Here is a 24,455-nt window from a genome sequence, read left to right as displayed (position 1 = left end):
ACGCCCGTTCCATGCGAACGGTCTTCCGTTTTCAATAATGGATTTTGACATCCATGCCGTTTCAATTTCGTCATCCCAGAAACCGGCATTTCCAAGCCCCGCAAACGACATATACACCGCAATTGCGGCAACAATCCATATTCCGATTTCGCTTCTTGATTTCCGCGCGCCCATTTTTGTTGTCAGCCGACTTTCATTTCCATCACAAGCGCGTCTCTTCCGCTGCCCTGATAGTAGTTTTTGCGCACGGCGACCCGTCTAAAGCCGAATTCACAATACAGCATAATCGCCTCTTTGTTGTCAGTTGCCACTTCAAGCGAGATGGTTCCGCTTTTCAGACACTCCAGCGCGTCCCGCAGAAGCAGTTTCGCAAGACCTTTTCTTCTGTGAACCGGATGGACGGCGATTTTGAAGATTTCCATCGCGTCAATGAAAATGCGCGAAAAGCAGTAGGCGATAACGCCGCCGCGAGCGTCTCTCACAATAGTGGCGCGCCGCGCCGCGCCGCCCGAAAGCTCCTCCTCAAACACCTTGAGGGGCCATGCATCCCGGTCAAAACATATTTTTTCCATCTCAACGATGGAGCCCACGTCTTCTTTCCGCGCTTTTTCAACCATTTGCGCTTTGCAGTTTTGCCGCTTTCCTGATGAGCGGCTTCATTATCTCCACCGCCGCGGATGAGATGACCGTTCCGGGTCCGAATATGTGCGAAACACCGGCTTTTTCGAGAAATCCGTAGTCTTTTCGCGGTATCACTCCGCCCGCCACCACAACTATGTCTTCGCGGTTGTATTCGCGCAGTTTGGACACTATGCGGGGTATCAGTGTTTTGTGTCCGGCGGCGAGGCTTGATATGCCGACTATGTGCGCGTCTTCATCAAGCGCCTGCCTCGCGACCTCTTCGGGAGTGCTGAAAAGAGGACCTATGCCGACCTCAAACCCCATGTCTGAAAAACTTGTCGCAATTACCTTCGCGCCCCTGTCGTGTCCGTCTTGTCCGGTTTTCGCGATGAGGATTCTGGGGCGCCGTCCTTCAATTTTTTCAAACTCCCCGGTGAGTTCGCACGCCTGCGCGAAAGAGTCGTTATCCGCCGTTATTTCTGATGAATAAACGCCTGAAATTGTGCGCGTAACGGGTTTGTAACGCCCGCAAACCTTTTCGCACGCATCAGAGATTTCTCCGAGGGTGGCTCTCAACTCGGCCGCCTCAACGGCGAGCGCGAGCAGGTTGCCGCGTCCCGTTTTCGCGCACTTTGTGATTTTTTCAAGCGCGGCTTTGACGGCTTTTGAGTTCCGCTCCTTTTTGACCTTCTCAATGTTTTTTATCTGCGCGCGGCGGACTTGCGTGTTGTCAATTTCAAGCAATTCAATCTGGTCGTCGTCTTTTTGCGCGAACTTGTTTACGCCCACGATGGTTTCGCGCCGCGAATCTATTCTCGCCTGTTTTTTCGCGGCGGCTTCCTCTATTCTCATCTTCGGAATGCCCGTTTCAATCGCCTCCGCCATTCCGCCGAGTTTCTCAACCTCTTCAATCAAAACCCACGCCTTGCGCGCGATGGCGTCTGTGAGCCACTCAACATAGAAAGAGCCGCCCCACGGGTCTATAGCCCTGCGCACTTCGGTTTCCTCCTGTATGTAGAGCTGGGTGTTGCGCGCTATTCTCGCGGAAAAATCGGTCGGTAGCGCGATTGCCTCGTCAAGCGCGTTTGTATGGAGCGACTGCGTTCCGCCCATCACCGCCGCGATTGCTTCGGTGCAGGTGCGAACAATATTGTTGTAGGGAAACTGCTCGGTCAAACTCCATCCGGAAGTCTGGCAGTGAGTTCTGAGCGCGAGCGATTTCGGGTTTTCGGGTTTGAAGCCACTCATAAGTTTCGCCCAGAGCATACGTCCCGCTCTCATCTTCGCTATCTCCATAAAGTGATTCATTCCAATTCCCCAGAAAAACGAAATTCGCGGCGCGAAGTCATCAACATTCAGACCGGCTTTGATGCCCGTGCGCACGTAGTCAACACCGTCCGCCAGAGTGTAGGCGAGTTCAATATCGGCGGTCGCGCCCGCTTCCTGCATATGGTAGCCGCTCACGCTTATTGAGTTGAATCTGGGCATTTTTTTAGAGGTGTATTTGAAGATGTCCGCAATGATTCTCATTGAGAATTCCGGCGGGTAGATATATGTGTTTCTGACCATAAACTCTTTGAGGATGTCGTTTTGAATGGTGCCGCTGAGTTTGCTCTCGTCCGCTCCCTGTTCCCGCGCCGCCACAATGTAGAATGCCATAACGGGCAGAACCGCGCCGTTCATCGTCATTGAAACCGATATTTCATCAAGAGGTATGCCGTCAAAAAGTTTTTTCATATCAAGCACTGAATCCACTGCGACTCCGGCTTTGCCCACGTCCCCGACCACTCTTTCGTGGTCCGAGTCGTATCCCCGGTGTGTCGGCAAATCAAACGCGACTGAAAGCCCTTTCTGCCCGGACGCGAGGTTTTTTCTGTAAAACCTGTTTGATTCGTCCGCCGTTGAAAATCCCGCGTATTGCCTCACCGTCCACGGGCGCGAGGCATACATTGTGGAGTAGGGTCCTCTCAAAAACGGCGGCGCGCCCGCGGCGGCTCCGTTTGTGTGGGACAGGCGGGACGAGTCTTTTTCAGTGAAAATGCTTTTGACCGCTATGCCTTCGGGCGTTTCCCAGTCTTTTCCGTTCGCTTTTCCTTTGGCGGATTTTTTTGAAACCCCTTTGGAACCGCGCAGTTTGATTGATGAGAAGTCAGGGCGTTTCATCACTTTCCAGCCCCTCCGATTCCGATGGCTTTCTGTGTTTTTTTCAAGGTCTCAAGGATGTTTGAGCGGACGTGTATGAATTCGTCCACTCCCGCTTTTTCACATGCCCGCCTGTCTGTTTCCTCAAGGTTTCCCGCGACTGCAACAAGGGCGTTTTTCTTTTTTCTTTTCAACGCACGCGCAAACGGCGGAACAAAATCCGCATAGGTGCTGTTTTGTGAGCAGACAACGAAAACATCGGCGTGGCTTTTCACCGCGGCGGCAGAAGCGCTCCGGGGAGAGGAGAACACTCCGCCGTTTATGATTTCAAAACCCGCCGCCGCGAAGAAGTTGGTTGAGAAAACCGCCCTCGCGCTGCGCATCGCGGGGTCTCCGGTCTGAACCAGAAAAACGGACGGAAACTTCGCCTTTTTCCCGCGCGAGCTCCGCTCGGTTTCGGCTCTCAAAATCTCAAACTCTCCGCCCGCGCCTCGGGGTTTGGCCTTTATCCTGTCCGCTACGCGCTCATTCTCAATGGGATATCTATTCACGCCTATGAGAGATTCTTTTCCCTCCGCGATTTGCCGCGCCCTTTCTTTCGCGCTGTCGCGAAGCCGTTTTTTTATAAATCCGTCCGCGAGGCATTTGGCAAATCCGCCGCGCTTCTCAATATCAAGAAACAGATTCAAAACCGCGTCCGCGAGTTTGTCCGTCAGCGCGTCAACGTAATACGAGCCCGCGCACGGGTCGGCAACCCTGTGAAGTCCGCATTCCTCTTTAAGTATGAGTTGGGTGTTGCGCGCCACCGTTTGGGACTTCTCCGCGTTGCGGTATCTGCCGTCAAAAGCCGGTATTGAAAGCGAATTGCATCCGCCCACAATCGCCGCCATTGCTTCGCCGGTCGCTCGAAGTATGTTCACTTCCGGATCGCAAACGGACTTGTTGAGCACCGACGCCGAAACGTGAATTTTCATCCGCCCGTTCGTTCGTGCGTCAAAACGCTCAACGATGTGCGCCCAAACCGCGCGCGCGGCGCGGAGTTTCGCTATCTCCATAAAGAAAACCGAGCCCACGGAGAAATGAAAAACCATGGATTTCGCGGCAACCCGGGCGGGCACGCCGTGTTTGCCGAGAGCGACAAGATATTCCGCGCCGAGAGCGAGGGCAAACGCCGCTTCCTCGGCAGCGGTCGCGCCGGAGTTGTGGAACTCCGCGCCGTTCACTCCAACGCAGCCGTAGCTGCTTGTGCGTTTGTCAAACCGTTTGATGAGTTTCGCGAGCCGTTTTGTTTCGTCCGTTTCGCCTGCGCCGATTGGGTCGCAAAGGAAAAATCCCGTGAGGTCGGCGGACGATACGGATTTTTCAAACAATTCCGCCTGCCTGACCGAACCGCGCGCGGGCGCGAAACAGACTCCCGTTTTTGCGAGGTCCGTTTCCGAGAGAATCTTCGCGAAGTCTTTCGCGGTTCGGACCTTCGGGTTTCTGAATAAAATCCAGTCCGCTCCGCCTTCCACTCCCTTTGCCGCCATTGTGGCGGCGCGCGGCGCGGAAAGGGGGGGGATGTCCTCACATATTTTCCACTCGGACAGTTCGCGTGTGAACGGAAAACTGCCGGGCGCCGGAGCGGGGGAAAGTTTCAGATTTTTTGTCTGTGCGGCGGAGTAGAACGGATCAACGGAAATTTCGCCTCCGGGCTTCCAGACAAGTTTTTTCTCATAGTCCGCGCCTTTGAGGTCTTTCTCTATGGAGCGTTTCCATTGCCCGGCTGACACCGGAGGAAAGTTTCCAAAGAACTTTTTCCCTCTTGCCTTTGCGTTTCGCGAAAACTGTTTCATAGCGTTTAAACATAAATATAGCGGTTTTGTTTTGCAAAAAAACGGAGCGGTAATTTCTATTCTTGACATTGAAGGTCTTCAATATAGACTTTGCCGCTGTTACGCCAGAGAACGGAGGGATGAATATGTTTGAGAAGCGGTTTCAATGTTTGCTTGTGTTTGTTTTAACAGCGTTGCCGACTGCGGCGTTTGCCGATTCGGTAAACCCCGCAATGACCACATCGGGAACGGTCGCCTTTATCAGTTCTTTTTCAATCATAGTCAGGGAATCGCTTGAAGCCGTTTTTATTATAGTCGCGATGATTTCCGCCCTTTACGCGATGAATGCGCGGGATTCGGTCAAGTATGTGCATTTTGGCTGGATTGCGGCGATTGCCGCCGGTCTGGTAACGTGGTGGGCGAGCGTTACAGTGATAAGAATTTCAGGCGCACAGGCGGAAATAATAGAAGGTGTAACCTCTTTGCTTGCCGCGCTGGTACTGTTTTATGTCAGTTACTGGCTCATATCAAAAATTGAAGTTGAGAAGTGGAAGCAATACATAGACTCCAAAATTAAAGAGGCGATGAGCGCGAAAAGCATGATGGCGATAATGGGAGTTTCCTTTCTTGCCGTTTACCGCGAGGCGCTTGAAACCGTACTTTTCTATCAGGCGCTTCTTTTTCAAGCCGAAGCGTTCAGAAGTTTTGTGATGTGGGGGCTTATCATAGGGGTTGCGTCGGTCGTAGTTTTGTCGCTCGCGATATTCAAACTTTCCGTGCGTCTGCCCGTTCAATACATGTTTTCAGTTACCGGTCTCGTCCTTTACGGATTGAGTTTCATACTTGTTGGCAAGGGAATTCACGAGTTGCAGGAAGTTGGAATTATATCGGAGACGGTCGCGAGTTTTGTTCCGCGTTTGAGCACGCTGGGTATCTATCCAACTTATGAAACCGTTGTGCCGCAGGTGTTTGTGGCGGCCGCAATTGTGTTCGCCGCGGTGAAAGTTTCTTTCGTTATTTCGGACTCGCGCGCCAAACGCACTTAACCGCTTCCATTAACGGATTTTGATAAATGGGTCTGATTGAAGACGCAGTTTCCGCAATAACTCCTCCCGACCGTGTCATTTACGACAAGGCGCTTAAGAGGTGCGATTCACTAATCAAGCCTCCGGGCAGTCTCGGAATTCTTGAAGACATTGCCGCAAGAATGGCGGCAATTTCGGGGGAACCCCGTCCGAGGGTTGGCAAAAAAGCGGTTGTAGTTTTTGCCGCCGATCACGGAGTCGCCGCCGAGGGCGTGAGTGCGTTTCCCAAAGAGGTTACGCGGCAGATGGTTCAAAACTTTCTTGATGGCGGCGCGGCGGTGAATGTTCTTGCCCGCGGGGCTGGCGCGGACGTGTTTGCGGTTGATGTCGGGGTGGATTTTGATTTTCCCGCCCGTAGCGGGGTCATTTCAAAAAAAGTTTCAAAGGGAACGCGCAACTTCGCACGCGGCGCGGCGATGACGCGCGCGCAAGCCGTGAAGAGCGTTGAGGCTGGCATTGAAACCGCGTTTGAACTCGCCGAAAAAGGATACTCGCTTGCCGTGCCGGGCGACATGGGCATAGCCAACACCACTTCGGCGGCCGCAGTTGTGTGTGCCTGTCTGGAACTTTCACCCTCGGATATTGTCGGTTTGGGAACGGGAGTTGATTCCGCCGGATTAAAGAAGAAAACCGCCGTTGTGTCCGCCGCGCTGAGAAAACACTTTCCTTCGCGCCCTAAGCATCCGGTTGACATACTGCGCAAAGTTGGCGGATACGAAATCGGCGCAATAGCGGGAATGACTCTCGGGCTTGCCGCGCGCCGGATTCCCGTTGTTGTTGACGGCTTTGTGGCAACCGCCGGAGCGGTTCTTGCCCGCGCCATCGCGCCCGCGGTCGCGGACTATCTGTTTTTTTCGCACAAGAGTGCGGAGAAAGGTCACGGCAAAGTTCTCAAGGCGCTCGGCGTGAAATCTCCCATGGATTTTGAAATGCGTCTCGGCGAAGGCACGGGCGGACTCATAATGATTTCCGTTATTGAGGCGGCGATTGGCCTTTTTAACCACATGGCGACTTTTGAGAAAGGAAAAGTCAGTGCCGCGCCGCGTTAAAACTCTTTCGCAATCCAAACTTCTTTTTGTTATTCTTTCTGCCATGAAGGGTTACAACTTTGACGGTGTTAAAACCGCCGTTCGCTTTCTCACCATATTCAACCCGTGGGGTTCTTCGGGTGATTTAACGAAGGAAAAGGCATCTGCGGCTTTGCCGTTTTTTCCGGTCGCGGGGGTTGTCGCCGGCGCGGCAAGCGCGGCGGTTGTAATTGTCCTGTCTGTTTTTGTGGAGTCGTCCTTTGCTCTCGCGGCTATCGCGGTTGCCGGGCTGGCGGTTGTAACCCGGGGTTTGCATCTTGACGGCGTGGGAGACTGTTTTGACGCTCTTCACTACTTCGGCGACAAGGACAGGGCGCTTGAGGTGATGAAGGATACAAGGCTTGGGAGTTTCGGCGTTTCGGCGGTCGCTTTTGTTATTGTCGCGAAAATTCTCGCGCTCGGTTCGGTCTCGCCCAACTTTTTCACCGCCGCGCTTGTGGCAGTACCCGCCATTTCACGTTTAGGGTCGGTGATTGTGTCGTATATGTCGGACGGCAAATGGTCGGATTCGGGAGGGCTCGCCCGCAGATTCAACTTCGGCGGAGACACGGAAATCGCACTCAGAGCGACAATTGTTGCATTTGCCATTGCTTTTGTCCTCTGCGGATTTGGTGGAATAGGCATAGTGCTTTTGGTATCCGTGGCGGCGTTTTTTCTCACGAGGTTTTTCAAGACCGCGTTCGGCGAACCCAACGGAGACGTTCACGGAGCGGTGATTGAAATCTGTGAGGTTTTTGGTTTCATGGTCGCGGGTAAGATGCTTTGAAACTTGGATGCACTTCGTATGTATATCCGGCGGACATCGTGTCAAATGTTGAAAAACTCGCCGATCTTGTTGACGATGTGGAACTGCTGATATTTGAAGGCGCGGATGAAGACTCTCTGCCTTCCGCCGAAGAGATTGACCGCCTTGGAGAGCTTTCCGGAAGCGGCGGTTTTTCATACACGGTTCACCTTCCGCTTGATATTGATGTTTGCTCAAAAGACCGGAGTTTTAGAAGTTTTTCGCTCCGTCGCGCCGCGCAGATAGCGGATTTGACCTCGCCTTTGAAACCCTATGGGTATGTTTTGCACCTCCCCGGAGGGGAAACTGCGGAAGCCGGTTGGACGGACGCCGCCTGTGCCGCCGGGTCTGAGATTTTCGCCGCGTGTGGCGGAAATCTTTTTGTTGAAAACCTCTCATCGTATTCCTTCAACCGGCTTGAACCGGTTTTTGAACGCTCGCCCGTGCGGCTCTGTCTTGACATCGCGCACGCGCACAAGGCGGGCGATGACTGGAGGGAGATATACCTCGCGCTCCGGGACAAAACCGGAATTGTGCATTTCTATATGCACGACCCCGATTCGGACAGGCATTTGGGTTTTCAGGACGCGCCGCCGGGTTTTGTGCCCGGTGTTACGGGCGTACTTCTGTCAAGCGGATATGAAGGGGTTTTAACGATTGAAATGTTTGGCCAGGAGGATTTTTTTCTGTCAAAAAAGATTGTGGATTCGGAGATTGAGAGATGGGGAAAAAGATAGTTCTCACGGGTGGGGTCGGAAGCGGGAAAAGTTCCCGCGCCCTTGAAATAGCGGAACGGAGCGCGGAGTTTTCCGCGCGCATTTTTATCGCGACCGCGACCCCGTTTGACGATGAGATGAGGGAGAAAATACGGCTGCATCAACTTGAGCGCGATGAGCGGTTCAAAACCGTGGAAGAGCCACTTTCGCCCGGCGGCGCGCTTGAGCGTTTCGCGGACGACCCGCGCTGCGTTGCCGTTGTTGACTGCCTGACCGTCTGGCTTGCCAATCTTTCGCAAGTTGGAGAAGAGCAATCGCGGAGTGAGAAGGAAAAGTTTTGCGAACAGTTTGAGAACTTCCGGGGGCTTGTTATAGCGGTAACCAACGAGACGGGAATGGGCCTTATTCCGCCGGAGAAACAGACCCGCGCCTACGCGAACGAAATTGCCACGCTTAACAGGCGCGTTGTGTCTTTATGTGATGAAGCGTATCTGCTTGTCGCCGGTGCGGCGGTCAGAATTAAGTGAAAACCGGCGCTTGAAGGTTTTTCTTAAGCGCTTGCGCAGACTGACAGCCAGTTTCTTGTTACGAAAAAGGTGCCGTTTTCTTCGCGTCCGTGCTCTATTATCGCTGGTTCCACTGCGTCTCTCATGGCGATGGACGCTTCTTCAACCGGATAGCCGCCGAGCGCGCCCGAAGCGTATTGCTGGAACGAACTGATGTATTCCCACGCCTCTTTACTCAAACTCGCGGCGTATTCTTTCGCCTCCACAAGTTTGAAACCCGCGGACAAAACAAGTTCTTCATAATGGTCTCTGGGATGGAAGCTCGCGGCTTCGGCTCTTTTGTGCTCTCTTTCCCTTTTTATGCCGCGCTTGTGCAGACTTTGAACTGCCTTTTTAACCTGTGTGCGGTAGAACGAAAGGGTGTCCTGCGGTCTGGAGCCCTCGTAGAAGGCGGTGTTGAAGAAAAGCCATCCGCCTTCCTTCATTCCCTTTCTTATGTTTATCAGACTTTCCACCTGTTCCTCTTGTGTGAGGTAGTGTATGCCGTTGCCCCAGATGACAACATCAATGGACTGTTTCTCAATTTCCGCGTCCTGAATTTTCGCGTTGATGAAACTCATCGCGGGGACTATTTTTTCAAGTTTTTCCGCCGCTCTTTTGAGAGCTTCGGCTGACTGGTCAAGACACACAATTTCAGAATAATTGAACTGTTCGGGAAGTTTTGACACAAACAACTGCACCATCGTGCCGACTCCGGTCGCGATGTCGACTATCTTATCAACACGCTCGGTGCCGCGGTCAATCATCAAATCGACCCACTCGGTAATTATCTCGCCGTTGACCTTCTTGTATTCTTCGGTCTCGGCAAAGGGTTCATAAACATAGGATTCCTGTTCACTCATTTTCCGCCCCTCCGGGTGCGTGCTTCAAACTATATCACGAATAAACGCGAAAAGACATTACCGCATTACTGAATGCTTGACACCTGCGGGCGGTAACTGCTTACGATTATGGGTGAAGCGTGATGAATCAGCATCACCCAGCGATCCGTGTCTTTTTTGAAGATATTTGTTGACTGTGAGATGTTGAAGGTTACCGGCTTCCTTTTTATGTAGGTCATTTCCTGTATGCAGGTTACCCACGCCATATCGCTGCTTATTTCAAGCGAAACTTGAGACAATTTTATGTCAACCTGATCCTGAGGGTCGAAGATGCTTTCCCAACTCTGCATTATAGTTTCCCAGTTCCGCATTATTGCCCAGCCGGGGTGGACGCAACCCGCCTTTTCATCGGTCTGCCAGACCTTTTCCATTGCTTTGAGGTCTCTTGTGGCGAGAGCCGAGTAGAAGTTGTCATTCGCTTTGAGGATTTCATCTTTGTCGGATATTTCAGTTTCCTCCCAACATGCCGGTCAAACTTTTCAACCACTCGGCGATGCCGCCCCACAGGTTTGTAACGTCGTTGTAGGTGGCGACCAGCATTATAACTATGAGAAAAGAAAATCCTATTCTCTGCGCCGTTTCAAGAGTGGCGCGGGAAAGCGGTTTTTTTCTTGCCGCTTCTATGGTCAGGTAGACCATGTGCCCGCCGTCAAGCACGGGGATTGGCAGAAGGTTTACCACCGCGAGGTTCACGCTTATAAAAGATGCGAACATCAGCAAACTCGCGATTCCCTGCTCCGCCATCGCGCCGGACATTTTTGCTATGAAAAGCGGTCCCGCGACCGTTTTGCCGACCTGTCCCAGAGACATCTCGCCCCCGATGATGGAAAAGAGCAGGGCGAAGAAAAGCGAGATTACCTGAACGGTCATTTCCGCCGCTCTTCTTATTCCGCCGGTAGCGGACTCAATGAGCCCGAACTTTTTCAAGATTTGTTCTCTTTTGAGGGTTATGCCTATCGCCGCGTTTTTGCTTCCGGGCATCGTTATGGGAACTACGGATGTTTTTACAGTTTTACCGTTTCTTTTGAGCGCTAAATCAATTTCGCGTCCCGCGCTTTCCCTTATGACGCTTGCCATTTGGTTCCAGCCACTGATTTTCCGTCCGTTGATTGACACTATTTTGTCGCCGGCTTTTATGCCCGCGCTACGGGCGGGCGAGCCGTCCGCCACACCGCCTACCACCGCCTCACGCTCTTCGGCGATGAGTTCGGGGTCTATGCCGCGCGTGCTGACTTCAAGCGGAAGAACCTTGCCTCCCCGCTCAATCTCAATGCGCGCGACACCGTCTTTTCCGCTCAACGCCGAAGACACGTCTCTCCATTTTTTCACCGTCCCGCCGTTCACCGAAACTATCTTGTCGCCCTTGCGAACCGCTTTGTCCGCGCCGTCCGCAATCCGCACCACAACGGGTTCGGATTCCAGATAAGCCGGAACATACACCCCCGCAAGAAAAGCGACGGGTATGAGAATGAACGGCAACAGGAAATTCATCAGAGGTCCCGCCGTTACAATTGCCATTCTGCGCGAGACGCTTTTTCTCGAAAAAGAGCGGGGAAATTCGTCGCCGGAATACGCCTCAATGCGCTCAAAATCCTCGCCGGAGGCTTTGATGAGCATCTCGGAGTTGTTTCTTCTGACAACAGTCTCGCCCGGCGCGTCCTTGCCGCGCAGAGAATTCACTATTTCTTTCCAGCTCGAATCGGGCGCGATGTCCGCGCCGTCAATCGAGAGAATAGTGTCGCCTTTTTCAAACGGCGTTTTCGCTCCGCCGGAGATGTTTTCCACAAACGCGCCTCCCTCGTCTGATTCTCCGGTCATCTTCACATAGCCGCCGAGCGGGAGGAGGCAGATTTTGTATGTGGTTTCGCCGCGAGTGAAACTCAAAATCGTGGGCCCGAAGCCGAGAGAAAACTGTTCAACCCGAACTCCGCACCATTTCGCGACCAGAAAATGTCCCATCTCGTGGACGAACACGAGCAGACCTATTAGCAGAAGAAAAGCCGTAAGAGAACTCATTTTTCATTCATTTCAGCGGCGCGTCCGGCTTCCTTGCGCGCTTGCGCGTCCGCTTGCAGAACCTGCTCCACCGTTTCGGCGGGCGAGGTTTTGTGACCGTCCATGACGGTTTCCACAATCTTAACTATATCGGTGAATTTTATACGATTGTCCAGAAAAAGTTTCACCGCCTCCTCATTTGCGGCGTTCATTGTTCCGGGCATCGTCCCTTCTTCATCAAGCGCCCTCAGGGCGAGCGCAAGCGGGATGGTTTTTCGAGTGTCCGCCTCTTCAAAAGAGGTCTGCGAAAGCCGCGCGGGACTCAATCTTTCAGTTTGGAGTGCGAGGCGTTCGGGATATGACAGCGCGAATGCTATCGGCACGCGCATATCGGGCTCGCTCATCTGGCACACCGCCGAGCCGTCTTCAAACTCCACTATTGAGTGGACAACGCTCTGCGGATGAATCCAGACCTCGATTTTTTCAGGCGGAACGTCAAAAAGCCACCGCGCCTCAATAACCTCAAACGCCTTGTTCATCATTGTCGCAGAATCTATTGTGATTTTGTCTCCCATATCCCATGTGGGATGGTTGAGCGCCTGCGCGGGCGAGACCTTTTCAAGCGTGTCCTGCGGAGTGTTCAGGAACGGCCCCCCCGAAGCGGTTATTATGAGCCGCCTTACCTCTCCGCCCGCCCGCATTGACTGAAAAACCGCGCTGTGCTCGCTGTCAACCGGAATGATCTCCGCGGAACTTGCGCGCACCTCGTCCATCACTATCTGTCCCGCCGCCACGATAAGTTCTTTGTTGGCAAGCGCGACCCGCTTGCCTTTTCGCACGGCGGTGAGGGTCGGTTCAAGCCCCGCGAACCCTACTATTGCGGAAACCACCGTTTCGGACTCGTCCGCCGCGAGTTCACAAAGCCCCTCTCTGCCGAAAACAATGTCCGTTTTCCCGTGCGCGGTTTTTTCCAGTTCGCGCGCTTTTTCCTCGTCGCTCACGCACACGGCAGACGGAGAAAACTTTTCAATCTGTTCTTTGAGCAAGGCGATATTTGAGCCCGCGCACAGCGAGCACACCTCAAAGCGGTCGGGGAAACTCTCAATTACTTCAAGCGCCTGCCTGCCTATTGAGCCCGTTGAGCCGAGAATGGAGATTTTTTTCAACTTTCGCGCCTCTTTTTTTGTGTGCCGAGCGCGGGTTCCGTTAGCCCGAAGCGTCTTTCACGACTCATGTAGGTTTCAACGGCTTTTTTCAGATGCCGTCTTCTGAAATCCGGCCAGAGGGTTTTGGCAACATAGATTTCGGTGTATGCGGACTGCCACAGAAAAAAGTTTGACAGCCGCATCTCCCCGCCCGTTCGTATGAGCAGGTCAGGTTCGGGAAGCCCGGCGGTGTGCAGGTTCGCCGCAACGGTTTTTTTTGTTATGCGTTCGGGTTTTGTTCCCGCCGCGGCAATTTTCTTCACCGCTTCCACAATCTCCTCGCGCGCTCCGTAACTGATAGCGAGCGTTAGAGTGAGGTTTTTTCCGCCGCGCGTTTTTTTGACCGTTTCTTCAAGCGCGGCGCGCATGCCGGCGGGAAGGCGGTCAAGCCGCCCGATGGGATTGAGCCGGATGCCGTTTTTCACAAGCGTGGCGGTTTCTTTTTCAAGATACTGTGCGAGCAATTCCATAAGCCCCCGCACTTCGTCCTTCGGGCGCCCCCAGTTTTGGAGTGAAAATGCGTAAAGACTCAAATGCGTAACATTCATTTCGCACGCGGCTTCAACAATAGCCCGAACCGATTTCATTCCGGCAATATGTCCGGCGATTCTGCGCATTCCACGGTTGCGCGCCCACCTTCCGTTGCCGTCCATTATGATGGCAACGTGGCGGGGATTCAGGTTGGTTTTACTCATGGGGAAGGAGTTCTGTCGCTTCCGGTGATTAGAGGATGAACAATGAAAACGGCACTCACCGCAACCATTACGAGGACGAAAAGAACCACGAGCGCAAGCGGGTAGAGCACCACCGCCGCGCAGTAAATACCGAACCGAGCCTCGGCTCTCGCCCCCGAAACCATGCGTGGTATTGTGTTTGAAAGGATATCTATATAGTTTTCTATAACATCCGCGATAAGTTTTGCCATTTGGCTTTAAATCTATATGTTCACGGGGTTCTAAACAACCTCGCGCAACGTAGAGCGGAAGGGAAAAACTGTTTGGGTTTAATACGCAAAATCAGAGATGTCAGAGACCCGTGGAGCATCCGGCTTGAAGAGCAGAGAAAGGAAAGCGATGACTCCGACAGTCCGAATGAGCCTGAAAACGAGGATGAAGAAGTTCGTAAAAAACGGGAAATGTTCGGGGAAATTTTTAACGGAAGCAAACCGGAATAATTAAACTTCCCATTGACATTGGGGTCTTTTACCTTACCATTGAGGCGTAATGGTTTTTCCGCCAAACAGTTTGCAGAGGGCTAAAAGCTTATGCCAGGCATAATCGTAGGTTCCAGCGAGAGCATAGACAGCGCTCTCAAGCGTTTCAAAAAACAGGTTGAAAGAGCAGGTGTTGTTTCGGAGATTCGCAGACGGCAGTTCTACGAGAAACCCAGCCAGAAAAGGAAGAAAAAGGTTCTGGCTGCGATAAAACGTATGAGGAAGTCGCGTTGATGAGCGGGTTGTTCATCATCCGGCGCAGGGTTTTGAGTGCTGACAGGGGATTTATTCCCCGTTTTGCGGGAAGATGGCAGGAGTTTCTACAGAGGAACTGAAAAGCAGGGTTAGCATAGTTGATATTGTAAGCAACTATGTTTCCCTGAGAAAAGCGGGCAGGTCCCATACGGGGCTATGCCCTTTCCATGATGACAAAAATCCGTCCCTTCACGTAAGTGATGAAAAGCGGATGTTTTACTGTTTCAGTTGCAAGGCGGGCGGAGATGTTTTCGCGTTTCTCCAGCGTATCAAAGGATGTGACTTTAAGGAGGCGCTTCAAGAAGTCGCGGACAAGGCGGGTGTCAGTATTGAGCGTTTCGCGGGAAGCAAAAACTCAAACGACGAGTTTTTCACAATCAACAAGGCGGTCTGCGATTTTTTCCGCAAATCCCTTCAGAACGGAACCGAAGAGTCAGAAAAGGCGCTTTCCTATCTACGGCAGAGGGGAATTGATTCCGAAATAATCGAGCAGTTTTCAATCGGCTACGCTCCGGCTTTGGGTTCCGCCGTTCCGTCTCTTCTGTCAAAACTCGATCTGTCGCTCCGCCGCGCAAAGGAACTCGGGCTTGTGGATTCCAAAGAGGGGTCGTCCGACTTTTACTGCAAGTTTCGCTCCCGCGTTATGTTCTCGATATTCAGCCCGGATTCCAAAATTATCGGTTTCGGCGGCAGGATAATTGACGAAAACACACGCGCGCCGAAGTATCTGAATTCTGCGGAGTCGCCGGTTTACAGGAAAAGGCGCTCTCTTTACGGACTTAACAAAACAAGGCAGGAAATTAGAAAACAGGGCGTTGCCGTTCTGGTTGAGGGATACACCGATTTTCTGTCAGTTTACGCAGGTGGCGTGAAAAATGTTGCCGCGTCTCTTGGCACCTCTCTTACAAGAGAGCAGGTGGGCATTTTTAAAGGCTACGCGGACGACATTGTGATTTTGTATGACGGCGACCACGCCGGAATGGACGCCTCTTTTTCCGCGGGAGAGGTTTTTATGGCGGGCGGTGTTGTTCCGCGCGTGGCGCGTGTTCCCGAAGGGCTTGATCCGGACGGGTTCGTGAAGAACAATGGCATAGACGCTCTGCGCGCCCTTATTGACGGCGCTCTTCCGCTTACCGAGGTTCTTATGGAAGACATGTCGTCCGCGCTTGCGGAAAAACGGGTTTCACAATCGGTGGCGGCGAAAAAACTTATGGCAATTGTTCCAATTCTCGGAGACAGCCCCGAAGTGGGTCCTTATGTGAGAGAGGTTTCATGTAGATTCGGCTTCAGGGAAGCCGACCTTTATTCACTGGCTTCGTCCGCGGGTAAGCCCCGCTCTCAGGTCCGTGATTTACCGGCCGGGCCATCAGCCCCGGAGGTCGTTCCGGCGGAGATGATGTTGCTGAGGATTGCGCTCAAGTTTCCTGAAATGGCTGAATTTTTGTGCGCCGAAGAGATTATGAAACATATTCCCCCGGGCGAAACAAGAGACATCATCTCTTCAATCCGCGCTTCCGGTATGGCGGGTTCGGAGCATGTTTCCGAAGGTTCGGGCGGGTTGCTTTCCCGTGCGTACTTCACACTTGAAGAGATTAGTTTTATGGATGAAAGCAACGTTAGGCGCGAGGTTGAGAAGTGTCTGGTGAAACTCAAACTGGACGCGATAGGCAGGGAACTCAAATCCGTGCGCGAAAGTTTGCGGGTTCTTGAAACCGACTCTCATGATGACACTCGCGGTGGCGAACTCATGAAACGTTACAGGGATTTGCTTGATGAGAGGAAAAAACTTACACAGGGGGACTTATCATAGAGTCCAAAATGAAAGTTGCCCAAGCGGGGCGTGAAGAGGGAGAGTTTTACGGGGAGCAAACATCGGACGCTGCGCCCGTGCAGGATGCCAAAGGAGGGGCATTGGACAGAGACCCGATGCGTACCTATCTGCAGGACATCAGCATGCATCCTCTCCTGAAAAGGCAACAGGAAATCAAGGTTGCCAAAGACCTTGAAAAGTCAAAAGAGAGAGTTGCGCAGGCAATTCTGAGTTGTGATTTTATGAAGCGCGAATTTTGCTTCGGTGAAAATGTTGACCTTCTCGCGCTCGGCAAAAAAGAGGTGGAGAAAAACCGTTACAAAACGATGTTTGCCACACTTGCCGGATACATCGAGCAAGGCGTGGAAATAGAGAAAAAAATTGGCAAAATGAAACAATCCGGCGAGAAGCTCAGGGCGTTCTCGCGCAGAAAAGCGCGCAATATTAAGAAAAAAGTGGAAGTCATCAAGGATATGAACCGCCAGAACAACCTTTTGTTCAAACACCGCCTTGAAGCGGTTGAGCAGACTGTGGCGGATATTCTTTCCGAGATTGATGAAAAATCCGCGCTGCATAAATCCACACGCTCCCGCAAACGCAAAGATGAGTGCGGGAAAATTCTGGCCAAGCTCCGCAAGCAGTTTTCTTCGCAGAAACAGGACGAAGTTGCAGCTTCTCTGTCCGCTTTGCGCGCCTCGTGCTATGATGTTTCAGAGAACAGAAAAAGGCTTGTTGAAGCAAACCTGCGTCTTGTCGTGAGCATAGCGAACAAATACAAAAACAGGGGCTTGCCGCTCCTTGATTTGGTGCAGGAGGGAAACATCGGGCTCAGGCATTCGGTAGACGTGTTTGAATACCGCAGGGGCAATAAGTTTTCGACTCACGCGAGCTGGTGGATAATGCAGGCGATAACGCGTGCCATTGCCGAGCAGTCGAGGGTGATAAAGATTCCCGTTAATGTGGTGGAAAATGTCAGCAAGATATACAAAACAAAGAGGGCTTTGTCTCAGAAAATGAGGAAGTCTCCGTCAATTGAGGACATAGCGGACAAACTTGATCAGACTCCCGGCGAGGTTTCTAAAACGATAGGGCTCGCAAATGACACTCTCTCGCTTGATATTCCGGTTGGAAACGAGGATTACAGTAGCAACTCGATAATGGACTTTGTTGAGGACGAAAGTCCGGACAACCGTTCGTCTGAAATTTTTGAAAAAGAAGAGTTTCGGGAGATTGTCCACAAGGCGCTAAAAGTTCTCAAACCAAATGAAGAGAAAGTGATTCGCATGCGTTTCGGTATCGGTGAAGAAAAGGAGCACACCCTTGAAGAAATAGGGCGGCAGATTGGAATTACAAAGGAAAGAGTCAGGCAGATAGAGGTTGAATCACTCGCCAAACTGAAGAGAAGCAGCAGAAAATCGCAAATCCGTCTCTATGTGGATTGACAGTTTTTTGTCCCCGTGATAAATTGACGTACGAATCTGGGTGGCTATACCAGAGAGGAAACACCCGGCTCCATTCCGAACCCGGAAGTTAAGTTCTTTTGGGCCGATGATACTGCCCCCTGCGGGGGTGGGAAAGTAGGTTGCCGCCTTGGTTCTTTTCATATTCTGACAACATTTTTCATGTCAGCCGTCTGCAAAATATCTGTTTTTGTTTCGGGTAGCGGCGGCAATCTACAAGCAATTATGGACGCTGAAATCACGGGGTTACGCATTGCTCCCGTTGTGTGTGACAATCCCGGAGCCCGCGCCATTGAGAGAGCGCGCGGCGGCGGATTGCCGATTGAGGTTGTTGACCGTGCGGGGTTTTCCTCCCGTGAGGATTTTGAGGCGGAAATAGTCTCGCGGCTTGACAGGCACACCCCCGATTTGATAGCGCTTGCAGGTTTTATGAGGATACTGTCTCCTGATTTTATAAAGCAGTTTGAGGGAAGAATAATCAACATACATCCGTCTTTACTGCCGGATTTTCCGGGAAAGCGTGCGGTAAAGCGTGCTCTTGATTCCGGAGCGCGGCGGACTGGGTGCACGGTTCACTTTGTTGATGAGGGAGTTGATACGGGTCCGGTGATAAAACAGGCGGATGTTTCAATCGCGCCCGATGACACCGAACAGACGCTCGCTGAGAAAATACACATTCAGGAGCACCGTATCTATCCCGAAGTGTTAACGCTTTTCGCCGAAGGGCGAATAAAACTTGATGGTGGAAAGGTTGTATTCAGTTAGCGGGTGATTTCATTGTTCTGCCGACCGCTTTTGCGATCATGGCGGTTTTTTTCATCAGTTGTTCAAACTTTTCGGGCTTCAAAGACTGCCCGCCGTCACTGAAAGCCTTTTCCGGCTCATTGTGAACTTCCACCATCAGCCCGTCCGCTCCTGCGGCAACCGCCGCCATTGCCACGGGTGTAACATAGTTCCAGTATCCGGTTCCGTGACTTGGGTCGGCAATAACCGGAAGATGGGTTTTTTCCTTCAAAACCGGTATGGCGTTCAGGTCAAAGGTGTTCCTTGTCGCCGTCTCAAAAGTTCGTATTCCCCTCTCGCACAGCATAACGTTGGTGTTGCCTTCGGAAAGTATGTATTCGGCGCACATCAGAAACTCGTTTATGGTGGTTGAAAGCCCTCTTTTGAGCAGAACCGGCTTTCTGGTTTTGCCGACAACCTTCAGCAGAGAGTAGTTTTGTGAGTTCCTCGCTCCTATCTGAAGCACATCGGTGTATTGCTCAAGTTCGTCAATGTCGCTGGCGTCCATTATCTCTGTAACAAGCATAAGCCCCGTTTCCTTTTTCGCCTGAAGCATAAGATCAAGCCCTTCCCGTCCGAGACCCTGAAATGAGTATGGTGAAGTGCGCGGTTTGTAAGCTCCGCCTCGAAGCATTGTTGCGCCAGCCGCCTTGACGGCTTTTGCAATTTCCATAATCTGATTCTCGCTCTCAACCGAGCACGGACCCGCGATTACGCCGATTTCCGTGCCGCCGATTTTTGTTTTATCAACCGTCACTTCAGACGTCATATCCTTTACTTCGCGGCTCGCGAGTTTGTAGGGCTGGAGAATCGGCACAACCTTCTCCACCCCGCTAAACAGAGCAAGGTTTTCCCTGTGGACGGTTTTGTCTCTGTCGTCTCCGACAACTCCTATGACCGTGTGCAGAACCCCTTCTATGGGTTGTGCTTTGTAGCCCAAATCCTCAATGGCGGATATGACTTTGGCGGTTTCCTCCGCAGTCGCGGAGTTCTTCATTACAACTATCATTTTACAAGTCCCGAAATCTTCCTTTAATTTCCAAGATGCCCCTTGAATACAGGCAGACACTATACCATAAACTGAAAACTTGTTTCCTGTTTTCCTTGACTTGCCCTTTGGCGCTTTTACAATTACCAATAACTTTACTGATGTCACCACGCACGAAACGAACAAACGGAAAAGCGCCTCAAACAAAAGACCGCCCGTGGATAATGCGCACTTACGCCGGGCACTCAACGGCAAAGGCATCCAACGAGCTTTACAGAAAAAATCTTAAAAAAGGGCAGACGGGGCTCAGCGTTGCCTTTGATTTGCCCACACAGACCGGATACGACAGCGACAGCCCGCTCGCGGAGGGCGAAGTTGGCAAGGTAGGCGTTCCCATTTGCCACATTGAGGATATGGCAACCCTTTTTGACCATATCCCGCTTGAAAAGATGAATACCTCAATGACGATAAACGCGACCGCCGCATGGCTGCTGGCACTTTATATAGCGGTCGCCGAAAAGCGCGGAACGGACTCGTCCGTGCTTCAGGGCACCACTCAGAACGACATAATCAAGGAATACCTTTCGCGCGGCACTTACATCTTTCCGCCCGCGCACTCAATGCGCCTTATTTCCGACATGGTGACGCACTGCTATCGCAACGTTCCAAAATGGAACCCCATCAACATATGCAGTTACCACTTGCAGGAAGCCGGAGCGACACCGGTTCAGGAGATTGCCTACACAATATCAAACGCGGTTGCCGTGCTTGACGCCGTGAGAGACAGCGGCGCTATTTCAAAAAAAGATTTTCCGGGCGTGGTCGGCAGAGTGTCGTTTTTTGTGAATGCGGGAATACGTTTTGTGGAAGAGGTTTCCAAGCTTCGCGCGTTTACGGAAATCTGGGACGATTTGACCAAAAACAGATACGGCGTCAAAGATGAAAATTTTCGCCGGTTTCGCTACGGCGTTCAGGTGAACTCTCTGGGGCTTGCCGCGGACCAGCCCGAAAACAACGTGGCGCGAATCATATTGCAAATGCTTGACGTTACGCTTTCGAAAAAAGCGCGCGCGCGCGCCATTCAGTTGCCTGCATGGAATGAAGCGCTGGGGCTTCCCCGCCCGTGGGACCAGCAATGGTCTCTGCGGTTTCAGCAAATTCTTGCTTTCGAGACCGACATTCTTGAATACCCCGATATCTTTGACGGCTCAAAGGTGATTAACGCCAAATCACGCGAACTCAAGAAAAACGCGCTTGCGGAAGCCGGCAAAATCGCGGACATGGGCGGTGCGCTTGAGAGCATTGAGTATATGAAGGAGAGCCTTGTTGCTTCAAACGCTTTGCGCATTGCCGCAATTGAATCGGGCGACATCATGCGAGTCGGCGTGAACTGCTTTACCGAAACCGAACAGTCTCCTCTTACGAAGTCGCTCGAAACCTCAATTCACAAAACTTCGCCGGGGCTTGTCAGGGACCAGATTAACAGGCTCGTCGCTTTCAAAAAGAAAAGGAAATCCGCGAAAGTGAAAAAATCGCTGTCCGGGCTCAGTTCCGCGGCGCGCAATGGGCAGAACATAATGCCCGCGTCAATAGAGTGCGCCCGTGCGGGCGTTACCACCGGCGAGTGGGCGGACACTTTGAGAAAAGAGTTCGGTGAATACAGGGCTCCCACGGGAGCGTCCGTTGAGTTGTCGTGCGGCACAAAAAACGATGAGGACAAGAGCGTCAGGGTTTCCGTCAAAAAAATACACGACAAGCTTGGCCGTCCGCCGAAAATTCTCATAGGCAAACCCGGGCTTGACGGACATTCCAACGGCGCTGAACAGATAGCCGTTCGTGCAAGAGACATGGGAATGGAGGTTTTGTATCAGGGAATTCGTCTCACGCCCGAACAGATAGTGAGCGCCGCGGAGCAGGAAAACGTTGACTTGATAGGCTTGAGCATACTTTCAGGCTCGCACAATACAGTGGTTCCAAAGATAATGAAGATGCTCAAAAGCAGGGGGATGTCCGATGTTCCCGTCATCATGGGAGGCATCATTCCCGATAAAGACGCGAAAAGACTTATGAAGTCCGGGGTGAAAAAGGTTTACACTCCGAAAGATTTTTCTCTGACCCAAATAATGGACGACATCGCGGGACTTGTTCTTGAAAGCAGGTCTTAAATCACTTGTATTCCGGCTTTGAAAAATCGCCGTCAAGCATCTTTTGCACGGGATGTCGCTTATCTTTGAGTCTTTCTCTGGTTAAATCCCTTTCATGTCTTTCTTTTCTGGTTTCGAGATGGCTCTGCGAGATTTTCAGCGTGTCGCCCGAATAACTGAAAGTAAGTCTGGAATTCGAGAGGTTCCAAGATTTGACCCTGTAGGAAAAAACCTCCTCTTCGGCGTCAGGCGCCCCGTATCGTTCTCTGAGTGCCATTGCAACCGCCTGCGCGTCTTCCTCATCCGCGCCGTTGCCTAACAGGGTAACTGCTTCAATTTTGTCTCTGTAGAAGGAAATCCTCGTTATTGTTTCCTCCGTACCAATCGGAATTTGAGCCGCCGAACCGGAGAAAACCGCTTCTCTTCTCGCGTTTTTGGTTTTGCCTTTTTCAAGTGTCCGGAGACCCATATGGTTCGCAATTGCAAAAGCGCGTTTTGACGGAGTCATAAAATCGAAACCCAGAAGAGACTCGCCGGACGCCGCCGGGACGGTAAATGTAAGGCAGAGAAATACGGCGAAAACGGCGGTTAAAACCCCCGTTCTACGCACCGGACACCGGCTCAAAGAAAACTCAATCATCCGTGTTATAATACAAAAACTGTGATTGACATCAAGAGCCACATACGGGATGTTCACGATTTTCCCCGGGAGGGCATCTGCTTTCACGACATAACCCCTTTACTCCAGAACTTCGAGGCGTTTTCGCAAGCCGTTGACAGTATGTTGGAAATGGTGGAAGGCGTTGATTTTGACAAAATCGTCGCCATAGAATCACGCGGTTTTATTTTTGCGTCCGCTCTGTGCTTAAAGATGGGCAAGGGCATGGTTTTGGTAAGAAAAATGGGGAAACTGCCGCACTCCACACAGGCGGAATCCTATGATCTTGAATACGGAACGGACTCCCTTGAAATACACAAGGATGCGGTCAGCAAAGGTGAAAAGGTTCTTGTAGTGGACGACCTTCTTGCAACCGGAGGCACGGCGGAGGCATCGGGTCGGCTTGTGAGAAGCATAGGGGGGCAGGTTGCCGGCTACCTTTTCCTTATTGAACTTGCCGGTTTGGGGGGCGCGTCCAAATTGGAAGAGTCAGTTTTCTCCGTTATACAGTTTCAAGTTTGAGGTGCTGAAAAACGCCCGTAAAATCACAAGTACAATCCCGGACAAGCAACCCGTATCAGATTAAAATCGGAGACGGGCTTTTTCCGCTTATCGCTTCGGAACTTGCGGAAATTCCCGGTGTGGACTGTTGGGCGGTGATAACCGATTCCAATGTCGCGCGCCTTCACGCTCTGGCGCTTATTTCGGATTTGAAAAAGAGCGTTGCCCGTGTCGAGATTTTTGACTTTCCAGCGGGCGAGAGCAACAAAACAAGGGAAACAAAACAAAGCATTGAGGATATGATGCAGAAATCCCTTCTCGGAAGGGACTGCGCCGTCATAGCTCTTGGAGGCGGTGTTGTGGGAGACCTCGCGGGATTTGTCGCGGCGACATACTGCAGGGGCGTGCCTTACGTTCAAATCCCCACTACACTTGTCGCCTGCGTAGACAGTTCGGTCGGCGGAAAAACCGGTGTTGACACCCCCGCCGGAAAAAACCTCATAGGAGCGTTTCATCAGCCAATAGCCGTTTATTCGGACGTGGGGCTTCTTTCCACTCTTGAGCGCGCACACATTATTGAAGGGGTTGCCGAAGTCATAAAATACGGAGTTATCAAAGATCCGGAACTGTTCGCGTTTCTTGAAGAAAACATGGACGCGGTTCTCAAATGTGATGAGCAGGCGCTGCTTCATATAGTTGAGAGAAGTTGTTCAATCAAAGCGCGCGTTGTGGAAGAGGACGAAAAAGAGGCGGATTTGAGGAAAATCCTCAATTTCGGACACACGGTCGGGCACGCGGTTGAAAACCTTTCGGGCTACTCAATACCGCACGGCGGCGCGGTCGCGATTGGAATGGTTGCCGAAGCGCGAATATCGCGGGAGATGGGTTTTCTGTCCGAAGGTGAAACCCGGAGGATTGAAGATCTGATTAAGTCCGCGGGGCTTCCGTCTGAGGTTCCCTCTGAAATGGATGGCGCGCGGATTTTTGAGGCAATGAAACTTGACAAGAAAGTCCGCGCGGGCAATGTGGAGATGGCTTTGCCGTGCGCAATCGGTGAGATGGCGGCTGTGGACGGTAGTCACGGCATTCCGGTTGATGAGAGCGTTTTATGAGCCCGCGGAGCGCGGCGTTTGATGTTTCGGAACACCTTCCGCCCATTTCAAAACAGACCATTTTTGGTGACTCAAAACCTGCAACTTTGGACATCGGGTGCGGCGACGGCGAGTTTCTGCTTGAACTCGCGCGGCTGATGCCGGATTTCAATCACGTTGGGGTTGAGATTAAAACGGGCAGATTCGTCAAAGCCGTGAAAAATGCGGAAAAAAGCGGCACGCAAAACCTCAAATACATCCATCTTGACGGCTTGCTTGCGACGGGGCTTTTCGCCTCCGCCACCTTTGACCGCGTTTACATGAATTTCCCCGATCCCTGGCCCAAAGACCGCCATCGCAAGCACAGGATTGTGAACGCCGATTTTGCGTCCGTTCTCGCCCGTGTAATAATCGGGGGCGGGCGCTTTGAAATCGCGAGCGACCATGATGAATACATTGAGCGGTGCTCGGAGGTTTTCGCGCGCTCGGAAATGTTCCGGAGCATTTCGGGCGGCGAGGCGTTGCTTTCGTATCCGGGCGGTAGACCGCAGACCAGATTTGAAAAGATGTTCAGGGAGAAAGGCGTGGATATTAAATACCTGATATACGAAGCGGCCGGTTCGTATTGACAAAGCGAGCCGTTCAGGTTTCATAT

At 52.0% G+C, this 24,455-nt stretch carries 25 protein-coding genes and 1 rRNA gene; 15 read left to right on the top strand and 11 right to left on the bottom strand.

Translation table 11 applies throughout. From position 1 onward, the window contains the following. Positions 1 to 182: 182 nt before the first annotated feature. The 3 genes from rimI to GKS04_05955 are packed head-to-tail and all read right to left on the bottom strand — an operon-like array spanning position 183 to position 4,667. Entirely contained in the window at positions 183 to 617 is a 435-nt protein-coding gene (rimI, locus tag GKS04_05965) for a ribosomal-protein-alanine N-acetyltransferase (GenBank protein QMU56656.1), read from the bottom strand. Continuing rightward, positions 610 to 2,784: a methylmalonyl-CoA mutase gene (gene scpA / locus GKS04_05960; GenBank protein QMU56721.1), complete on the bottom strand. Its 2,175-nt coding sequence runs from the start codon at positions 2,782 to 2,784 to the stop codon at positions 610 to 612. Before scpA ends, rimI begins: the two co-directional genes overlap by 8 nt. Continuing rightward, positions 2,784 to 4,667, bottom strand: a complete 1,884-nt coding sequence (locus GKS04_05955) for a hypothetical protein (protein ID QMU56655.1) — start codon at positions 4,665 to 4,667, stop codon at positions 2,784 to 2,786. Before GKS04_05955 ends, scpA begins: the two co-directional genes overlap by 1 nt. A 50-nt stretch (positions 4,668 to 4,717) precedes the next feature. Here GKS04_05955 and GKS04_05950 point away from each other — a divergent pair, with 50 nt between their 5' ends. Genes GKS04_05950 through GKS04_05930 form a run of 5 tightly spaced genes read left to right on the top strand, consistent with a single transcriptional unit; the run spans position 4,718 to position 8,777 of the window. Then, on the top strand, positions 4,718 to 5,623 hold the full coding sequence (locus tag GKS04_05950) for a hypothetical protein (protein QMU56654.1): 906 nt from the start codon (positions 4,718 to 4,720) through the stop codon (positions 5,621 to 5,623). Between the two features lie 26 nt (positions 5,624 to 5,649). Continuing rightward, positions 5,650 to 6,711 (top strand): nicotinate-nucleotide--dimethylbenzimidazole phosphoribosyltransferase, encoded by a 1,062-nt coding sequence (cobT, locus tag GKS04_05945; protein ID QMU56653.1) that lies wholly within the window; start codon positions 5,650 to 5,652, stop codon positions 6,709 to 6,711. 43 nt (positions 6,712 to 6,754) lie between these two features. Continuing rightward, positions 6,755 to 7,516 carry a hypothetical protein gene (locus tag GKS04_05940; protein ID QMU56652.1) on the top strand — a complete coding sequence of 254 codons (762 nt, stop codon included), beginning with the start codon at positions 6,755 to 6,757 and terminating at the stop codon, positions 7,514 to 7,516. Next, positions 7,513 to 8,271, top strand: a complete 759-nt coding sequence (locus GKS04_05935) for a TIM barrel protein (GenBank protein QMU56651.1) — start codon at positions 7,513 to 7,515, stop codon at positions 8,269 to 8,271. Before GKS04_05940 ends, GKS04_05935 begins: the two co-directional genes overlap by 4 nt. After that, positions 8,256 to 8,777, top strand: coding sequence for an adenosylcobinamide kinase/adenosylcobinamide phosphate guanyltransferase (locus GKS04_05930; protein ID QMU56650.1), 522 nt, complete (start codon positions 8,256 to 8,258; stop codon positions 8,775 to 8,777). The genes GKS04_05935 and GKS04_05930 overlap by 16 nt, the downstream gene beginning before the upstream one ends. A 23-nt stretch (positions 8,778 to 8,800) precedes the next feature. On the opposite strand, the gene GKS04_05925 is transcribed toward GKS04_05930, so the two are convergent. From GKS04_05925 to GKS04_05900, 6 genes are all read right to left on the bottom strand, one after another. Then, the gene (locus tag GKS04_05925) at positions 8,801 to 9,658 is read right to left on the bottom strand and encodes a methyltransferase domain-containing protein (GenBank protein ID QMU56649.1); all 858 of its coding nucleotides are present in this window, start codon (positions 9,656 to 9,658) and stop codon (positions 8,801 to 8,803) included. Between the two features lie 65 nt (positions 9,659 to 9,723). After that, positions 9,724 to 10,143 (bottom strand): DUF4440 domain-containing protein, encoded by a 420-nt coding sequence (locus GKS04_05920; GenBank protein QMU56648.1) that lies wholly within the window; start codon positions 10,141 to 10,143, stop codon positions 9,724 to 9,726. 1 nt (position 10,144) lies between these two features. After that, positions 10,145 to 11,713, bottom strand: coding sequence for an RIP metalloprotease RseP (rseP, locus tag GKS04_05915; GenBank protein ID QMU56647.1), 1,569 nt, complete (start codon positions 11,711 to 11,713; stop codon positions 10,145 to 10,147). Beyond that, on the bottom strand, positions 11,710 to 12,858 hold the full coding sequence (locus GKS04_05910; protein ID QMU56646.1) for a 1-deoxy-D-xylulose-5-phosphate reductoisomerase: 1,149 nt from the start codon (positions 12,856 to 12,858) through the stop codon (positions 11,710 to 11,712). Before GKS04_05910 ends, rseP begins: the two co-directional genes overlap by 4 nt. Further along, on the bottom strand, positions 12,855 to 13,592 hold the full coding sequence (gene uppS / locus GKS04_05905) for a di-trans,poly-cis-decaprenylcistransferase (protein ID QMU56645.1): 738 nt from the start codon (positions 13,590 to 13,592) through the stop codon (positions 12,855 to 12,857). The genes GKS04_05910 and uppS overlap by 4 nt, the downstream gene beginning before the upstream one ends. Beyond that, on the bottom strand, positions 13,589 to 13,822 hold the full coding sequence (locus GKS04_05900) for a hypothetical protein (GenBank protein QMU56644.1): 234 nt from the start codon (positions 13,820 to 13,822) through the stop codon (positions 13,589 to 13,591). The genes uppS and GKS04_05900 overlap by 4 nt, the downstream gene beginning before the upstream one ends. Positions 13,823 to 13,894: 72 nt before the next feature. On the opposite strand from GKS04_05900, the gene GKS04_05895 reads away from it, so the two are divergent. From GKS04_05895 to GKS04_05870, 6 genes are all read left to right on the top strand, one after another. After that, complete coding sequence (locus GKS04_05895; protein QMU56643.1) at positions 13,895 to 14,071, top strand: hypothetical protein; 177 nt, start codon at positions 13,895 to 13,897, stop codon at positions 14,069 to 14,071. A 90-nt stretch (positions 14,072 to 14,161) separates the two neighbouring features. Continuing rightward, positions 14,162 to 14,344, top strand: a complete 183-nt coding sequence (locus GKS04_05890; GenBank protein QMU56642.1) for a 30S ribosomal protein S21 — start codon at positions 14,162 to 14,164, stop codon at positions 14,342 to 14,344. Positions 14,345 to 14,417: 73 nt separating this feature from the next. Beyond that, entirely contained in the window at positions 14,418 to 16,175 is a 1,758-nt protein-coding gene (dnaG, locus tag GKS04_05885) for a DNA primase (GenBank protein ID QMU56641.1), read from the top strand. 8 nt (positions 16,176 to 16,183) lie between these two features. After that, positions 16,184 to 17,617 carry a sigma-70 family RNA polymerase sigma factor gene (locus GKS04_05880; protein ID QMU56640.1) on the top strand — a complete coding sequence of 478 codons (1,434 nt, stop codon included), beginning with the start codon at positions 16,184 to 16,186 and terminating at the stop codon, positions 17,615 to 17,617. A gap of 36 nt (positions 17,618 to 17,653) precedes the next feature. Next, positions 17,654 to 17,769 (top strand): 5S ribosomal RNA (gene rrf / locus GKS04_05875). A 28-nt stretch (positions 17,770 to 17,797) separates the two neighbouring features. Beyond that, positions 17,798 to 18,400, top strand: coding sequence for a phosphoribosylglycinamide formyltransferase (locus GKS04_05870; GenBank protein ID QMU56639.1), 603 nt, complete (start codon positions 17,798 to 17,800; stop codon positions 18,398 to 18,400). On the opposite strand, the gene aroF is transcribed toward GKS04_05870, so the two are convergent. Beyond that, a complete protein-coding gene (aroF, locus tag GKS04_05865; protein ID QMU56638.1) occupies positions 18,393 to 19,427 on the bottom strand; it encodes a 3-deoxy-7-phosphoheptulonate synthase in 1,035 nt (344 codons plus the stop codon). The genes GKS04_05870 and aroF overlap by 8 nt on opposite strands. Positions 19,428 to 19,567: 140 nt before the next feature. Between aroF and GKS04_05860 the strand changes: the two genes are divergently transcribed. Further along, positions 19,568 to 21,571, top strand: a complete 2,004-nt coding sequence (locus tag GKS04_05860; protein QMU56637.1) for a protein meaA — start codon at positions 19,568 to 19,570, stop codon at positions 21,569 to 21,571. Between the two features lies 1 nt (position 21,572). Here GKS04_05860 and GKS04_05855 read toward each other — a convergent pair whose 3' ends face one another. Next, the gene (locus tag GKS04_05855) at positions 21,573 to 22,190 is read right to left on the bottom strand and encodes a hypothetical protein (protein ID QMU56636.1); all 618 of its coding nucleotides are present in this window, start codon (positions 22,188 to 22,190) and stop codon (positions 21,573 to 21,575) included. Positions 22,191 to 22,214: 24 nt separating this feature from the next. On the opposite strand from GKS04_05855, the gene GKS04_05850 reads away from it, so the two are divergent. From GKS04_05850 to trmB, 3 genes are read left to right on the top strand one after another with little or no spacing between them, the layout of a single operon-like run. Then, positions 22,215 to 22,730, top strand: coding sequence for an adenine phosphoribosyltransferase (locus GKS04_05850; protein QMU56720.1), 516 nt, complete (start codon positions 22,215 to 22,217; stop codon positions 22,728 to 22,730). 59 nt (positions 22,731 to 22,789) lie between these two features. Beyond that, positions 22,790 to 23,821, top strand: a complete 1,032-nt coding sequence (gene aroB, locus GKS04_05845) for a 3-dehydroquinate synthase (protein QMU56635.1) — start codon at positions 22,790 to 22,792, stop codon at positions 23,819 to 23,821. Continuing rightward, positions 23,818 to 24,429 carry a tRNA (guanosine(46)-N7)-methyltransferase TrmB gene (gene trmB / locus GKS04_05840; GenBank protein ID QMU56634.1) on the top strand — a complete coding sequence of 204 codons (612 nt, stop codon included), beginning with the start codon at positions 23,818 to 23,820 and terminating at the stop codon, positions 24,427 to 24,429. The genes aroB and trmB overlap by 4 nt, the downstream gene beginning before the upstream one ends. Positions 24,430 to 24,455: the final 26 nt, after the last annotated feature.

The sequence above is a fragment of the Candidatus Mycalebacterium zealandia genome (genome assembly GCA_014075295.1).
In the GTDB taxonomy this organism is placed as follows: Bacteria; Desulfobacterota_D; UBA1144; order Nemesobacterales; family Mycalebacteriaceae; genus Mycalebacterium; species Mycalebacterium zealandia.
Note: the sequence above shows the minus strand (reverse complement) of the source record. Positions and strands in the feature narration are given on the sequence as shown.